We start from the raw sequence: 14,789 nt of genomic DNA on the forward strand, positions 1-14,789 counted from the left end.
GATTATTTTAATTTACCCTCTTCTCTCATTTGGGCTCTAATTTTAGTTGCTGAGATTTTTTGAGTTTCTTCATCTAAAACTATTTCCTCAATTTTATAGCCGACACCTCTCCCGTAACAAATATTTGTAATATTAGGAACCAACATAATTTTAAATTGACCTTCAAACTCAGGATTTAATCTTTCTTCAATATTTTTCTTTACTGTTTCAAAATCAAAAGGATTATCATCAACACCTTGTACATCTCTAATTTGAATACAAACTTGTCCAGTTTTCTTAATTATCTCTTTAAACAGTTTATAGTGCCCATCATGAAAGGGTTGCCATCTTCCCAACATTTGCGCTGTCGGTTTTTTATTATCCCATTGATATGTCATTTTTTAATCTCCTCAATTATTAGCGGTGCCCATTTCTTAGCATCCTGAGTTGTTACATGATAGTCAAAGTTCTTTGGATTAACAAACATTTGATTGGTATCTTCAAATCTACCTTTCTTTATTGTATCTACCCAAATTCTAAAATCTGCTGGAAACAAGCTTCTTGCCTCCGGCGTTGGAGCAACAAAGTCTGCAATTACATAATGACCCTCGGCTTTTAATTTTAAAGCAAATTCAGCCATTCTTTTAGCTTGTCTTACTCTACCTTCCTCTGAAAAATCCCAATCATCAGCTGCTTTTCTAACTTCATCAGCATTTAATCTTTTAGCGTTTAAATGTGGTGCCATTTCATCTGCTAAAGTTGTTTTACCTGCACCAGGTAAACCCATAACCAAAATAATTTTCATTAAATATCTTCTAACGGATGATGGGACATTAATTCAAGTCCGTTTTCAGAAATTAAGTATTGTTGTTCAAGCTTAACACCTTCTTTACCACCTACTTTTCCAATGTAACTTTCAACTGTAATAGTCATATTTTTCTCAAAACAACCTTCTTTTTGACCACCGTCTGTTGGGTATCTTATAAAAGGCCATTCATCACAGAGTCCAATTCCATGAACCATACAAGAATATCTATTTCCATAATATTCATAAGGTAAATTCCAAGATTTTTCAGAAAATTCCCTGAATGATAAACCTGGTTTAATCAAATTTGAATTATAATCAATCTGCTCAACCGCCATTGAATATAGTTTTTTTTGATCATCATTAAATTTGTTTCCAACAACAAATGCGCGAGATATATCTGCACAATAACCGTAAGGACCAACCATATCAGTATCAAAAGAAACAATTTCTTTATCTTGGATAATTTTATTACTGCATTCTTGCATCCATGGATTGGTTCTTTCTCCTGAAGCTAACAATCTACATTCAATCCACTCACCATAATTTTCTATATTCGTTTGATGAAGTATCGACCATAATTCATTCTCAGTCATTCCTGGTTTTAATTTTTCCTTCATCTTAACAATACCCATTTCAGCAACATCAATCGCCGATCTCATACATTTAATTTCATCATTTGATTTTATTACTCTTGCTTGTTCTAAAATTAATTTAGCATCAACTACTTCGATATTCTCTTTATTTAATGCTGAAACCGCGGGACCATTTAAAACATCAATGGCAATTTTTTTAGATTTAAAATATGAATTTGATAAATCTTTAACTTCATTAACCCATTTTTTTAATTGTTGCTCTGATTGATCACCGTTACTAAAATAATCCCAAGTAATCACAGGTCTTAATTCATCAATAAGATTTAAATGCTCTGATAATTTCTCACAATTGAAATACTCATAAAGTATTGTAGGACCATTAACTGGAATAAAGCAATACCTTGTTAAGTTATGCATATTATAAACACTCATGTTTACACTATCTAATGCATATCGAACATTTACTGGATCGAATAAAATACACGCTTCTAAATTATTTTTTTCTAATTCTTTTTTAACTCTATCTAAACGATAAGATCTTAGCTTATCAAAATCTATCTCGTCTTCTCTTAATCTTTTTTTGATAATAAAATTCTGTTTAGGTTTAAATTCTGGAACTATTTTTCTCTTAAATCTCATTTTGTAACTTTATAAATACCTAACCATGCATTTACATTTTTACTAGCAATGTAATCTGATTTAAAGAAATCTTTTTCTTCCCACAATTTGTTCTGTTTAAATTGATCTATTTTAGTATCAAAACTATATTTCTTAAAAATACCCTCATTTATAGTGAAACCAATATAGCCGCCTGATTTGGTAATTCTTAAAAATTCATCTAAAGCATTATTTTTGACATGACCAAATGTGAAAGTTCCAACGCATAACACGCTATCATAAGTATTATCTGCTTCAGGAATTTCTTTGTTTAAGTCTAATTTACTTAATTTTTTGTAAAGGTTTTTTGGAACTGAATTTAAAAGATCTTGAGATAAGTCTATTCCATGAAAATTATTGAATCCAAATTTCTCTAATTCTTGAGCAACTAACCCTGTACCACAACCCGCATCGAGTATTAATGCATCTTTATTTTGCTGATGTTTATTAAAAGCTGCAGCTGTTTCTTTTGGACCTGTATAGTTCCAATCAATCATGTCTTTATTATATTTGTTATTTTCAGCCCAATCTGCGTAATAATTCATCACATCTTCTGTTTTGTCTAATTTGTAAATGTTTAAATTTTTAGATACGTCTTTATCCTGATCAGACATTAGCTTCTCATTTTTTGACCACTTGGATCATAAAGTGGTTCTTTAATTATTGAGCAATTAAATAAATCTCCATTTATCTCTACTTGAATTTTATTATCAGTTTCAATCTTATTTTTATCAATAAAAGTAAAAGCAACACTTTTATTAACAAAATGAGCAAAACCACCTGAAGTAACATAACCGATACTTTGATCTCCATTCATAACAGCCTCGTTATTTGTTACATCAATATCGTTGGTTTCAACAATTAAAGGTGTAAGTTTATGTGAGGAGTTTTCTTTTTGGGCGCTCTCTTTACCAATAAATTCTTTATCCCAATTAATAAAAGCATCTAAGCCTGTCTCTTTTGCTGTAAAATCTGGTCTATAATCTAATGTCCAAGCTCCCCAGTTTTTCTCTAATCTCATCGACATTAATGCTCTTCCACCAAAGGGTTTAATATTAAATTCTTTGCCAGCTTCCATTAATTCTTCATATAATTTTAATTGATAATGAGGTGCTACATAAATTTCGTAACCAAGTTCACCTGTAAATGAAATTCTATTTACTAATGCAGGAACTCCACCAACAAACATTCTTCTCGAGTCTCTAAATTTAAATTTTTCATTTGAAACATCATCTCTTACAATTTTTTCTAAAACTTTCCTTGAGTTAGGTCCTGCAATTGATAATCCATGAAACTCATCAGATCTATTAGAATAACTTAAATTAAATTTATCTAAATGACTCTCAAACCAACGTCTATGCATTTCTTGAGCAGCACCAGAACCAAATACCATGAATTCATTTTCATCCAAACAGGCAACTGTTAAATCTCCACACAATTTCCCTCTATAAGATAACATTGGTGATAAAGATATTCTTCCAGGTTTAGGAAGTCTTCCAGCCATTATATGATCTAAAAATTTCCTAGCATCTGGGCCTTTGAATACATGTTTCGAAAAATTTGCAACTTCTATTAAGCCAACATTCTCTCTTACATTGATAACTTCCTTTGAAACATAATCATGCGATCTAGATCTTTTTATTGTTGGTTCTTCATGAGCATCTTCTTTATTATTTGCAAACCACAAAACATTTTCTAATCCAAAACTATCCCCCATTACAGCTCCTTGATTAACAAAACGATCATAAAGTGCTGTTGTTTTTTGTTTTCTTCCTTTTGGTAAAGTTTCATTAGGAAATGTCATAATAAATCTTCTTTCATAATTTTCTGAAGATTTTATTGTTCCATATTGAGGAGATGCATAATCTCCAAATCTTGCAACATCCATTGCCCAAACATCTATAGAAGGTTCACCATCAATAATCCATTCAGCAATACATTTTCCAACACCACCCCCTTGGCAAAACCCAGCCATCACACCAACTGCAACCCAATAATTTTTCATTCCTGGAACAGGACCAATTAAAGGACTGCCATCTGGACCAAATGTAAAAGGTCCATTAACTATATTTTTTATTCCTGCCCGCTCTAATGCTGGCATTCTCTCAAACCCAATTGCTAATCGATCCTCAATATTATCTAATTTTGGCTCCAATAATTCATGTCCAAAATTCATTGGAGTTCCCTCTACTTTCCAAGGAGTTGATTTTGGTTCATAAGTTCCAAGCAACATTCCTTTTCCTTCTTGTCTAAAATAAATATTTCCTTCAAAATCTGTTCCAATAGGCAGTCTTTGGTCGCCCATTGCCTCAATTTCTGGAATAGGTTCAGTGATTAAATAGTGGTGTTCCATTGGCTGAACTGGAAGATTTAATCCTGCTAATTGACCAACTTCTCTTGCCCATAAACCACCTGCATTAATTACTATTTCAGCATTAATGTTTCCTTTTTCGGTAAAGACATCCCAAGTTCCATCCTCTTTTTGTTTTGTGTCTTTTACGACAGTGTGAGTGTAATATTTTCCGCCATGAACTTTTGCGGCTTTTGCAAAAGCATAAGTAACTCCTGATGGATCAACTTCACCATCAATAGGATCCCATAATGCTAACAAATATCTAGACGGATCAATTAAAGGATGTTTCTTTTTTACTTCTTCTAAAGAAATAAACTCTTGATCAAGCCCCATATATCTTGCTTTTGATCTTTCTCTCTTTAAATAATCAGCCCATACTTCATTTGAGGCTAAATAAAAACCTCCACTAGGTTTAAATCCTGTTGAATGACCAGATTCTTTTTCAATCTCCTTATATAAACCTATTGTGTAAGCCATCATTCGAGAAATATTTGGGTCAGAAGAAATTACATGAACATTTCCAGCAGCATGCCATGAAGAACCTGACGTTAGTTCATTTCTTTCAAGTAAAATACAATCCTTTAATCCAAATTTAGATAAATGATAAAGTATAGAACATCCAACTACACCACCACCTATGATTACAACTTTGGCATGCTTTTCCATTAATATTTAATTTCCTTATTTACTTTTTTTAAAGATTTATCAGTACCATGATGAAAATGTTTACTCATATCTGGCATGTATTTCATTGAAATTGGTTTTTTACCAATTGCAACTGACATTTCTCTAACATGATGAGCTTCGGCACCACAGCATATACCAATAAAATTTATTTTATTTTCAACACACTCTTTTGCAAATTCTGCCATTTCAAATCTGTTGCAAAATAAATTATCTAAAGCTACTGGAAATGCATTCCCACCAGGAATACAATCACAACCATGATCAGTAATATTTAAAAAACCAGGTTCTTCCTCAGTAGTTCTGTATGGAACTGGAAGCCCTGACACATGACAAGAAACTTTGTCTCGAACTTTTTTTAAAAGTTTCATCGTCATCTCTGGTCCTCTATAACAGTTTAGACCAACTACATCGGCACCTAGATCTTCCATCATCTTACATGCATCTTCAGCACTATGTCCTTCTCTAGTTTTGTCACCTCTAGGAATTGCAAAATTACAAACTGCAATTAGTCCAGCGTCCTTAATTGCTTTCAAAGCAATTTTCATTTCATCAGTCCAACTAATTGTTTCAGCAATAACAAAATCAACTCCAGCCTCTTTTGCCCAATCAACTTGCTCCTCGTACATCTGTTGACACTGCTTATGAGTATTTGCATCACCTGGATCAAACACGTTTGTGTTTGCAACATCTCCACAAACCATCAAATCTAAATCTTTAAATTCAGTTGCAGCATCTTTTGCAATTTTAAGAGCATTTTTTTGCATTGGCTCTAGCAAATGTTCTTTACCAATTATTCTCAGCTTTTCTCTATGTCCATAATAAGTGAACGCTTGGACAACATCTGAACCAGCTCTGATAAATTCTCTATGTAATTGAGTTACTACTTCAGGATGCTCTAACACAACTTCAGGAACAAATGGACCTGCTGAAAGATAACCTCTTCTTTCCATCGCAAAAAGATATCCTTCTGCACACATGATAGGACCCTCATTTAACCTTGTAATTAAATCTTTTTTCATAATTTATCCTTTCATTTTGTTAAATTTGTTGCAACCCATTTGTGAAACATCAAAGTAGGGGTGTCCATAACAGGCGAAAAATTTCCACCATTATAAGCTGGGGAACTTCGCCCTTTTTGCATTCCTTCTACTGCAGTCACATCTTCGTTCATAACTTCTTGCCAAAATGCAAAATTTTTTTCTCTTATCATTTTAAACTCATCGCTCGATGCGCTTTCGTCTCCAATATAATATAATTCAAAATGTTCTTTTGTCTGATTGTTTGAAATTGGTTCTAACCAAAATGCATAAAAATGATCTATATGAATTCCCAACATTACATTTGGGTATAATGATACATATTCTGATTTTTCAGAAAGTTCTGTAGGCCAGTTTGGAAAACATTTAAATTTTATATTTCCATCAAACTGTTGTGAATATTTATTACTTCCTTGTCCAGAGAAATTAAAATTTTCATCTTCAATATGATAATGATCTGCAATATTTGAAACTCTATTTAATTCCGGATGTATCCATGGCAAATGATAACTTTCACAATAGTTCTCAATAGCAAATTTCCAATTACTATTTACTATCATATTAAAATATCCGTTATCAGCCGAATGTCTTATTAATTGTTGATCTTTTTTAGAAATAAACTTGGACCATCTATCTTCTAAAGGTTTAATAAATTCTTCAAAGGGTTTTGCATTTGAATTAATATTTATAAATATTAAATCCATCCAAACTTTTGATTTAATCTCTTTTAAGTTACTATTATTTTTATCAAACCCTTCTACATCATGTTTCCCTAGTCCTCCTATATGAGGAGTAACAGATAATTTACCATTAAAATCATAAGACCAAGAATGATAAGGACATCTAATTACATTTTTTAATTTACATTCTTGATCAACTAATTTGAAACCTCTGTGACTACAAACATTATGAAAAACTTTTACTTCGTTCTCTTTATTTCTAACTATTAATATTGGTATCCCTAAAAGATTAAAAGGCTTTGCATCACCAGGATTTGGAACAGAGCTTGCAACTCCAATCATTGTCCAATTATTTTTAAATACTTTTTCTTTTTCAAATTCTAAGTAATCATCATTTAAATAACACTCATTAGGTAATCCATGAGCTTTCTCTATAGGATTTTTAACAACTTCTATTTTTTTAGGATCTAAAATGTCTGATAATTTTTTATTTAAATTCATAAACCTCCTTTAATTAATTAATTAAAAAATTAATTTAGGGTTTAAAAATTACGACTCTCTAATAATGATTTGCTGAAAAACTGTTTTACAATTTAAAATATAAACAAACTCTTTGAAAAAAAAATTTGCTGCAAATTTCATAATAAAACCATAACTAAATTTATTTCATATTTAAAGACAATTTGACTTCAACTTATAATTGAATTTAATTTGCAATATTTCTCTCAATATGTTCAATTTAAATTTTAAATGAATCAATTATTGGGAGATATAATGAAAATCAAAAGAATAATTCTTTCCCTAGCTGTTATTTTTGGTCTTACTTCTTTTGGAAGTGTGGCTAATGCTGCTTGTGGAAACATAACTGTCGCTAATATGAACTGGGCTTCAGCAAACTTTATGGCTGAGGTTGATAAAATTATATTAGAGGAAGGTTACGGATGTACTGTTGAATTAGTGCCAGGTGCAACTATGCCGACTTTTACATCTATGCAAGAAAAAGGTGAGCCAGATGTAGCTCCAGAGTTTTGGGCTAATGCTGCAATCGTTGCTTTAAATAAAGCTGTTGATGAAGGCAAAATGCATTCAATCAACAAAGCTCCAATCACTGGTTTAGGTGAAGGTTGGTGGGTACTACCTGCTACTCTAGAAAAGCATCCTGAGCTAACAACTGCTGCTGCAATTTTAGAAAGACCTGATCTGTTTCCTCACCCTGAGGATCCTTCAAAAGGTGGCTTCCACATTTGTCCTCCAGGTTGGGCTTGTGAATTAATAAACAAGCAACACTTTAAAGCTTGGGGTATGGAAGAAAAAGGTTGGGCAATTGTTGAAACTGGTTCTGCTGCAGGACTTGATGGATCAATTGCTAAAGCTGCTGAAAGAGGAGAAAACTGGTTTGGTTATTACTGGTCACCAACTTCTTTAGTAGGAAAATATAATCTTCAGTCAGTTGATATGGGAGAATGGGGTGGAAAAGATAATTGGGACAATTGTCTTGTAAAACCTGAACAAGAATGTGGTACTCCTAAAAAATCTTCATGGGTAAAATCTGAAGTATTTACAATCGCTACTGACAACTACAAGAAAACTGCTGGTGCAGATGGTATGAGCTATTTAGAAAAAAGAACATACCCAGGTCCAGTTATGAACTCGATGTTAGTATGGATGGGAGAAAACCAAGCTGAGGGTGCAGATGCTGCAATTGAATTCCTAAAAACACAAGAAGATGTTTGGACTAAATGGGTTTCAAGTGATGCTGCTGCAAAAATAAAAAAAGCACTTTAAATTAATGTTATTATCGAACCCGTTGTAAAACGGGTTCGATTAGTTTAAAAATACTTTATGGATTTCTTTACTAAAATTCCTGTAATGGATAGAACAGCTCTAAGAGAGCTTAAAAAAGGAATTGATTTTGGTTTCAAAGACTTTTCAAGGGCATATGGAGAAGGTATAGAAAGTTTTTTTGATCCTCTTTTATATTTTTTAATTTGGTTAGAAAAATTATTAATCAATAGTCCGTGGCCTATAGTTATAGGTGTTTTTGCAATACTGGCTTGGATAGGTTCAAGAAGTATCAAATTAACAATTGGTACTTTGGTTTGTTTTTTAGTTATTGGTTATTTTGGGATGTGGAAAAATTGTATGGCTACTGTAGCAATAATTTCTGTAGCTACTTTAGTATGTATTGCAGTTGGTATTCCAATAGGTGTAATTATGTCAAAATCGCAAAGGGCTGAAAAAGCAATTTTACCGGTCTTGGACATGATGCAAACTATTCCAAGTTTTGTTTATTTAATTCCAATTATTATGCTACTCGGTATAGGAAAAGTTCCAGGGCTTTTAGCAGTTTGTATTTATGCCTTACCTCCAATTGTAAGGCTAACCAATCTGGGGATTAGAGAAGTAGATAAAGAAACCCTTGAAGCAAGTGAGGCTTTTGGAGCAACTCCAATGCAAAAACTTAAATCAGTTCAAATTCCATTGTCACTTCCAACAATTTTTGCTGGGATTAACCAAACGATAATGATGGCTTTAGCAATGGTTGTGATTGCATCTATGATAGGTGTAAAAGGCCTTGGAGTGCCTATTTTACAAGCTATTTCTAACCAATATTTAGCATTAGGAATGATGAATGGTTTAGCAATTGTAGCTTTAGCAATTATATTCGACAGGGTCACTCAGCAGTACGGACAAAGAATTCAAAAGCACAGAGGTCAGCTTAAGAAGTAACTTTAGCGCAAACGAATTTTCTAGACTCATATTTCAAAATCAATAAAGATCCGAAATATGAATTTTTCTTTAGAGATTGGTCCAAAAACAGATCTTGAAACTTTGCCTCCATTAGGTGATGTCTATATCACTATGCTTCCAGGAGGAGATTATAAAGAAACAGCAGACAAAGCAGTGGAACTCGTAAAAAAAGGTTTCAATCCAGTTCCACATTTTCCAGCAAGATCTATGCATGATGATAGTCAACTAAAAGATTACGTTACAAGATGTAAAGATGGAGGGGTTAAGCAGGCTCTAATTATTGGAGGAGGAAGAGAACCTCTAGGAAAATTTGATAGTTCATTTCAACTTTTAGAAACAGGTTATTTTGAAAAAATGAAAATAGGAATAGCTGGACATCCTGAAGGGAGTCCAGATATATCCGATACAGATTTAGAAAAAGCAATGATAGATAAAAAGCCTTACGCTGATTATATAGTAACACAGTGGTTATTAGATCCTCAGCCTATCATTGATTTTATTTCTAAACAAAGCGTACCAGTGCATGTCGGAATCACTGGGCCCTTAAAAATATCTAGCTTAATTAAATTTGCTAATATCGTTGGGGCAAAAAATTCCTTAAACTTTCTTAAATCTAATTTTAGTAAGGCGTTAGATTTATTGAAACCTAAAGACCCTAATGATTTAATTGGGAAAGTTAAATCGCACACTGATAACTTCCACATTTATACATTCGGCGGCTTGAAGGAAACTAACAAGTGGTTGAGGGAGAATAGTTATGTCTAATGAATTTGACTATACTAAATTAAAACATGTTACTTCTGTTGATCAGTCAGACAGAGAAGTACCATACAACTTAAGACAAAGTGGGCCAACAAAAGTTGAAATGTTAATTTCAACAAGGGTAAGAAAATCACCTTATTGGCATTTATCAATGCAGGCAGGTTGTTGGAGAGCAACTGTATACAATCGTATTTATCACCCAAGAGGTTACGTGAAACCTGAAGATGGTGGAGCTATGGTTGAATACGATGCGATCGTAAACCATGTAACAATGTGGAACGTTGCTGTTGAAAGACAAATAAGAGTTAAGGGTCCAGATGCAGAAAAATTTACTGACTATGTGATCACAAGAGATGCAACTAAAATTTCACCAATGAGAGCAAGATATGTAATTTTATGTAATGCTTATGGTGGAGTTTTAAATGATCCAATTCTTTTAAGAATATCTGAAGATGAATTTTGGTTTTCATTATCAGACTCTGATATTGGAATGTATCTTCAAGGTGTAAATGCAGATGGAAGATTTAATTGTACAATTGAAGAAATTGATGTGAGTCCAGTCCAAATTCAAGGTCCTAAATCAAAAGCATTGATGAAAGATTTATGTGGAGATCAAGTGGATTTTGACAACATGCCTTTCTACGGATTAGCTGAAGCTAAAATTGGTGGAAGAGATGTTGTAATTTCACAATCTGGTTTCTCAGGAGAGGCTGGTTATGAAATTTATCTAAGAAACTCTACTTTATATGCTGAGGACATGTGGAATGCTGTGCTTGATGCTGGAAAAAAACACAGCTTAATGGTTATTGCTCCTGCTCACCATAGAAGAATTCAAGCAGGAATTCTTTCATGGGGACAAGACATGGATCAACAACACAATCCGTTTCAATGTAATTTAGGTTATCAAGTTTCTTTGTCTGGAAAAGGAGAATGGAACAAAACCGCTGATTATGTTGGTAAGGCTGCACTAGAAAAGATGAAAGAGGAGTTAAAAGCAGGTAAAAAACCATACAAACTTCAACTAGTTGGTATGGAATTGGGTGGCAAACCTATTGATAATTATGCGCCTGACTTTTGGTTAGTTTCTCCTGAAAGTGGTGGAGATCCAGTAGGATTTTTAACATCACCATGGTGGCATCCTGAGAAGAAAACAAACATTGCAATGGGATATGTTCCTTTTGATGGAACATTAAATGCAAATGGTTTTCCAAAAGGAAAAGTAGGAACTAAATACAAAGTTCATCTACCTGCAGAATATTCAGACACACCAGGAACACCTGTTGATGCTGTAGTAGTGGATATTCCATTTAAAGAGTCTTTCAACGCAAATACTAGAGAAGTTGTAGCAGGCTAAATCTAATTTAGGGGGAGTGATTTAAACTCCCCCAAATTTCAATGACAAAAGGGTTTTTAATAGCAGTTTGCATTATTATTGCGATTGCTTTAATAGTATTTCCATTAATTGTTTCATATAAAGCTCAAAAAAATAAAAGAGATAAAAATTAATGTTTGGTGAATTTTTAAATATAATTTTCAAATCAATAAAATTAGATAAAACACTTTATTCTGATAACAGAAATTTTGGTGAAGCTTCCATATATTTTGCGGGATTGATAATGATTTTAGATGGAGTTGCTGGCGCAGTAGCAGCTAACACTGTCATTAAAACAGCAATAGGAATGTCTGGTCTAACAGCAATAGTTACTTGGCTAATATGGGCGATCTTTATTTTTGTGATAGGTGTTAAACTTTTTCCAGATAAACAAACCAAAGTATCATTTAAAAAAGTTTTAACTGCAGTTGGTTTTGCTCATGCTCCTGGCTTACTAAGATTTTTTGCAGTAACTCCAGATTTAATGATACCTATAATTTTTCTTACTCAATTTTGGATTTTCGCAGGTTTAATCATTTCAACAAAAGAAATTTTAAATTTAAAATCTAATTTTAAATCTTTTGGTATAGTCTTATTATCTTTTTTGATAATAGCTTTTCTATCAATTACATTCGTAATGAGTAGAATGAACATGCTTCCAACTAATCAGATTAGCTAGATTGGAAAAATAGTCTTTGAAACTCTACACGATTTACAAATTTTAAAGCCAGTTAAAATTAAATTTTGAGATACACTCTCATCCTCTTCTTTACACTCATCACAAATATTATTTAAATCTTCAATGTTATCTTGATCCTTAATTTCATCAAAATTATCAGTCATTATCTGTTAAGCCTGCACCTGCACCACCTTGTTTTAAACTCTCAGACTCTTCAACAAAAGTATCTTCAGATAATTTGTACAAATTCTTCCACTCTTCCTCCGAAAAGCTATCAATATTTTCTAGAAAACTAATCTCTAAATGATTTGCAACAGAGGGAAATTCGTTATTAGCAATATTAGAATAAATATTTAAATTCAAATTTAAAATAATTTCTTTTTTATCAAAATTTATTTGAATTTTTTTGCCAATAATTTCTGATGCTCTACTTACAAAAGCTAAAAATATTGAAGGATAAGCAACATTATTTAGCTCAATTTTTTTTAATAATTCCAAAGATTTTGATTGGTCTAAAAAACTAACTCCAAGAATAATTGGACAATAAGGTTTTGCTGGAGGTTGATTTTTTTCTAATATTAAATTTAAATTTTGAAAACTATTTTCTTTCCTTTGAGAAAAATATTTATTTATATGCTTAATACCAGGAAGACCAAAGGACTCTAACAGTCTTACGCACTTTGCTGTTTCTTCAGCAACTCCCCATGAATATCCGCTAGCTTTAGTTGCTCTTTTAACAGTAGTTTCGATTTCACTTAATGATTTCATGTTAAATGCTAGTTTTATAAACCCACTGCTCATCATAATTTTTTAATTCATGAGGTAATGGTGCTCCTTGAAACATACAAATTCTTAACCACTTGTCAGATCTTGGGTCAAATTTTAACGCCCCAAAGAAAGATAGCTTCAATCTCAACATATCAATAGGCATTATGTTTTTACCAATTGTATTATCTTGAATTTCTGAATAAGGAAATTTTTCAACTATAAAAACCCTTCTAATAACATGTCTTAAATCAGAGTTTTTTATTAAAAAGTCAGATACGGTTTGACTATTTTTAGAAACCAATAATATTTCGTAAAGTTTTTTTATATCTCTAGCTATGGCTAAAGGTTGTTCTAATTCTGAACCATGTTCTTCAAATCTATCAGCTAATCTTGGCTCTTCTTTATTTTTGGAGATAAACCAAAAATTTTGATTATTTTCTTTTTTTTCAAAATTAATTTCTAAAATATTTGGATATTTTTTCTCAATTATATTTCTTAAATCTTCAACAGTTCGATGAGCTGGTATGTTAAAATATTTTTCTTCATCAGAGCTCATTTCTTTTACTAAAGGCTCAGTTATTTCACTATATGGTTCCATCATAATGGATACAACATACTCAATACATTCTTCACATGTTTCTTGCTCAAGCCACTCATAAATGCTATTGAAAGGATATTCCCTTGTAAAATCAAAATCATTCTCAATAAATTTCAAAAATTTTTGAACATCTTTCAGTAGATTATTAATTTTATTTTTTTGATATTCACTATCAGTGCTCCAGCTTGTAATATTTGTTAGTGATTTTTTTACACAATCAATAAAAAGTTCACTATCATTTTTATTTACATCTTTAATTTCTCTAATTTTTTTTAAAGCTATTTCTCTACTTAAGATCCAGTTATTTAAAAGTGTTGGATGATTAACAATAAAAGGTGCCATTCCTAATCCGGTAGAATTTCCAATACCTAGATTTTTAGAGATTTGCTTGTCTAGTTTGACTGCTTTTTTTGGGTTTTTATGATAAGCAACATGATTTACTTGGTCAAAAGTGAACTGTCTTACAAGATAAACTAGCATCATTTCTAATCTAAATGGTCCGTTAATTTCCTCACGATTTTTTATTCTAAACCTATCTGCTAAACCAAATTTACCAGATCCATAAACAGCAGTAGTTCTGTATAAATAACCAACTTTTGATAATAAATTCAAATCTGGTTGAAATCCTTGACTTAAACTCTCTGTTACATGATTAAATAGTCTTACAGATTTATTTGCTCTTGATAATGTAAGTTCTTTATAAGAAAGTCTTCCAACTTCTTGTTTGGGAACTTCATTTTTTAATCTTTCAATATCTTTTTTGCCTGGTACACCATCGTGAAGTGTAAAAGCTGCATCCCACTTAGTAGCTATAACCCTGTCTGATCTTTCTTCATCTTCTATATGATTTGCAAAACAAACTAATGAATAAACTCTTTTGTCCTTTTTAAATGAATAAACTGCCTCACCATAACCATTTTCATCTAAATTAAACAAATCTTGTTTATATTCCCAGTCTTTAAATTCATTCAAAAAACTTCTTAAAAAAGATAGTTTAGATTGATGAAAAGATCCCAAACGAGATAATTTCATAATAATATTTGGATCTCTTAGTTCTACTTGCAT

The 14,789-nt window shown here is 32.0% G+C and carries 15 protein-coding genes; 5 read left to right on the forward strand and 10 right to left on the reverse strand.

Going from position 1 to position 14,789, the window contains the following annotated elements:
• Window positions 1-2: 2 nt before the first annotated feature.
• From AMN99_RS01905 to AMN99_RS01935, 7 genes are read right to left on the reverse strand one after another with little or no spacing between them, the layout of a single operon-like run.
• The gene (locus AMN99_RS01905; protein ID WP_075506148.1) at window positions 3-377 is read right to left on the reverse strand and encodes a cytidyltransferase; all 375 of its coding nucleotides are present in this window, start codon (window positions 375-377) and stop codon (window positions 3-5) included.
• On the reverse strand, window positions 374-784 hold the full coding sequence (locus AMN99_RS01910; RefSeq protein ID WP_075506149.1) for a P-loop nucleotide/nucleoside kinase family protein: 411 nt from the start codon (window positions 782-784) through the stop codon (window positions 374-376). The genes AMN99_RS01905 and AMN99_RS01910 overlap by 4 nt, the downstream gene beginning before the upstream one ends.
• Complete coding sequence (locus AMN99_RS01915; protein ID WP_075506150.1) at window positions 784-2,019, reverse strand: M24 family metallopeptidase; 1,236 nt, start codon at window positions 2,017-2,019, stop codon at window positions 784-786. Before AMN99_RS01915 ends, AMN99_RS01910 begins: the two co-directional genes overlap by 1 nt.
• A complete protein-coding gene (locus tag AMN99_RS01920; RefSeq protein WP_075506151.1) occupies window positions 2,016-2,651 on the reverse strand; it encodes a class I SAM-dependent DNA methyltransferase in 636 nt (211 codons plus the stop codon). Before AMN99_RS01920 ends, AMN99_RS01915 begins: the two co-directional genes overlap by 4 nt.
• The gene (locus AMN99_RS01925) at window positions 2,651-5,056 is read right to left on the reverse strand and encodes a GcvT family protein (RefSeq protein WP_075506152.1); all 2,406 of its coding nucleotides are present in this window, start codon (window positions 5,054-5,056) and stop codon (window positions 2,651-2,653) included. Before AMN99_RS01925 ends, AMN99_RS01920 begins: the two co-directional genes overlap by 1 nt.
• Window positions 5,056-6,096 carry a homocysteine S-methyltransferase family protein gene (locus AMN99_RS01930; protein ID WP_075506153.1) on the reverse strand — a complete coding sequence of 347 codons (1,041 nt, stop codon included), beginning with the start codon at window positions 6,094-6,096 and terminating at the stop codon, window positions 5,056-5,058. The genes AMN99_RS01925 and AMN99_RS01930 overlap by 1 nt, the downstream gene beginning before the upstream one ends.
• Before the next feature lie 11 nt (window positions 6,097-6,107).
• Window positions 6,108-7,295, reverse strand: coding sequence for an aromatic ring-hydroxylating oxygenase subunit alpha (locus AMN99_RS01935; RefSeq protein WP_075506154.1), 1,188 nt, complete (start codon window positions 7,293-7,295; stop codon window positions 6,108-6,110).
• Between the two features lie 273 nt (window positions 7,296-7,568).
• On the opposite strand from AMN99_RS01935, the gene AMN99_RS01940 reads away from it, so the two are divergent.
• The 5 genes from AMN99_RS01940 to AMN99_RS01960 all read left to right on the forward strand — a co-directional run bounded on the left by AMN99_RS01940 (window position 7,569) and on the right by AMN99_RS01960 (window position 12,358).
• Window positions 7,569-8,579: a glycine betaine ABC transporter substrate-binding protein gene (locus AMN99_RS01940; protein WP_075506155.1), complete on the forward strand. Its 1,011-nt coding sequence runs from the start codon at window positions 7,569-7,571 to the stop codon at window positions 8,577-8,579.
• A 57-nt stretch (window positions 8,580-8,636) separates the two neighbouring features.
• The gene (locus tag AMN99_RS01945; protein ID WP_075506156.1) at window positions 8,637-9,524 is read left to right on the forward strand and encodes an ABC transporter permease; all 888 of its coding nucleotides are present in this window, start codon (window positions 8,637-8,639) and stop codon (window positions 9,522-9,524) included.
• A 57-nt stretch (window positions 9,525-9,581) separates the two neighbouring features.
• Window positions 9,582-10,310, forward strand: a complete 729-nt coding sequence (locus tag AMN99_RS01950; RefSeq protein ID WP_075506157.1) for a methylenetetrahydrofolate reductase — start codon at window positions 9,582-9,584, stop codon at window positions 10,308-10,310.
• A complete protein-coding gene (locus AMN99_RS01955; protein ID WP_075506158.1) occupies window positions 10,303-11,661 on the forward strand; it encodes an aminomethyltransferase family protein in 1,359 nt (452 codons plus the stop codon). The genes AMN99_RS01950 and AMN99_RS01955 overlap by 8 nt, the downstream gene beginning before the upstream one ends.
• Window positions 11,662-11,812: 151 nt before the next feature.
• Window positions 11,813-12,358 (forward strand): hypothetical protein, encoded by a 546-nt coding sequence (locus AMN99_RS01960; protein WP_075506159.1) that lies wholly within the window; start codon window positions 11,813-11,815, stop codon window positions 12,356-12,358.
• On the opposite strand, the gene AMN99_RS05750 is transcribed toward AMN99_RS01960, so the two are convergent.
• From AMN99_RS05750 to AMN99_RS01970, 3 genes are read right to left on the reverse strand one after another with little or no spacing between them, the layout of a single operon-like run.
• Entirely contained in the window at window positions 12,355-12,522 is a 168-nt protein-coding gene (locus tag AMN99_RS05750; protein WP_179850428.1) for a hypothetical protein, read from the reverse strand. The genes AMN99_RS01960 and AMN99_RS05750 overlap by 4 nt on opposite strands.
• Window positions 12,515-13,126, reverse strand: coding sequence for a DUF3726 domain-containing protein (locus tag AMN99_RS01965; RefSeq protein ID WP_075506160.1), 612 nt, complete (start codon window positions 13,124-13,126; stop codon window positions 12,515-12,517). Before AMN99_RS01965 ends, AMN99_RS05750 begins: the two co-directional genes overlap by 8 nt.
• 1 nt (window position 13,127) lies before the next feature.
• Window positions 13,128-14,789 (reverse strand): hypothetical protein, encoded by a 1,662-nt coding sequence (locus tag AMN99_RS01970; protein ID WP_075506161.1) that lies wholly within the window; start codon window positions 14,787-14,789, stop codon window positions 13,128-13,130.

The organism is Candidatus Pelagibacter communis (assembly GCF_001180225.1).
In the GTDB taxonomy this organism is placed as follows: Bacteria; Pseudomonadota; Alphaproteobacteria; order Pelagibacterales; family Pelagibacteraceae; genus Pelagibacter; species Pelagibacter ubique_D.

Bases quoted from the DNA above. Each gene is read 5' to 3' on its own strand.
- AMN99_RS01965 (WP_075506160.1), bottom strand. From the start codon at position 13,126: ATGAAATCATTAAGTGAAATCGAAACTACTGTTAAAAGAGCAACTAAA.
- AMN99_RS01930 (WP_075506153.1), bottom strand. From the start codon at position 6,096: ATGAAAAAAGATTTAATTACAAGGTTAAATGAGGGTCCTATCATGTGT.
- AMN99_RS01945 (WP_075506156.1), top strand. From the start codon at position 8,637: ATGGATTTCTTTACTAAAATTCCTGTAATGGATAGAACAGCTCTAAGA.
- AMN99_RS01915 (WP_075506150.1), bottom strand. From the start codon at position 2,019: ATGAGATTTAAGAGAAAAATAGTTCCAGAATTTAAACCTAAACAGAAT.
- AMN99_RS01940 (WP_075506155.1), top strand. From the start codon at position 7,569: ATGAAAATCAAAAGAATAATTCTTTCCCTAGCTGTTATTTTTGGTCTT.
- AMN99_RS05750 (WP_179850428.1), bottom strand. From the start codon at position 12,522: ATGACTGATAATTTTGATGAAATTAAGGATCAAGATAACATTGAAGAT.
- AMN99_RS01950 (WP_075506157.1), top strand. From the start codon at position 9,582: ATGAATTTTTCTTTAGAGATTGGTCCAAAAACAGATCTTGAAACTTTG.
- AMN99_RS01935 (WP_075506154.1), bottom strand. From the start codon at position 7,295: ATGAATTTAAATAAAAAATTATCAGACATTTTAGATCCTAAAAAAATA.
- AMN99_RS01910 (WP_075506149.1), bottom strand. From the start codon at position 784: ATGAAAATTATTTTGGTTATGGGTTTACCTGGTGCAGGTAAAACAACT.
- AMN99_RS01905 (WP_075506148.1), bottom strand. From the start codon at position 377: ATGACATATCAATGGGATAATAAAAAACCGACAGCGCAAATGTTGGGA.
- AMN99_RS01960 (WP_075506159.1), top strand. From the start codon at position 11,813: ATGTTTGGTGAATTTTTAAATATAATTTTCAAATCAATAAAATTAGAT.
- AMN99_RS01925 (WP_075506152.1), bottom strand. From the start codon at position 5,056: ATGGAAAAGCATGCCAAAGTTGTAATCATAGGTGGTGGTGTAGTTGGA.
- AMN99_RS01955 (WP_075506158.1), top strand. From the start codon at position 10,303: ATGTCTAATGAATTTGACTATACTAAATTAAAACATGTTACTTCTGTT.
- AMN99_RS01970 (WP_075506161.1), bottom strand. From the start codon at position 14,789: ATGCAAGTAGAACTAAGAGATCCAAATATTATTATGAAATTATCTCGT.
- AMN99_RS01920 (WP_075506151.1), bottom strand. From the start codon at position 2,651: ATGTCTGATCAGGATAAAGACGTATCTAAAAATTTAAACATTTACAAA.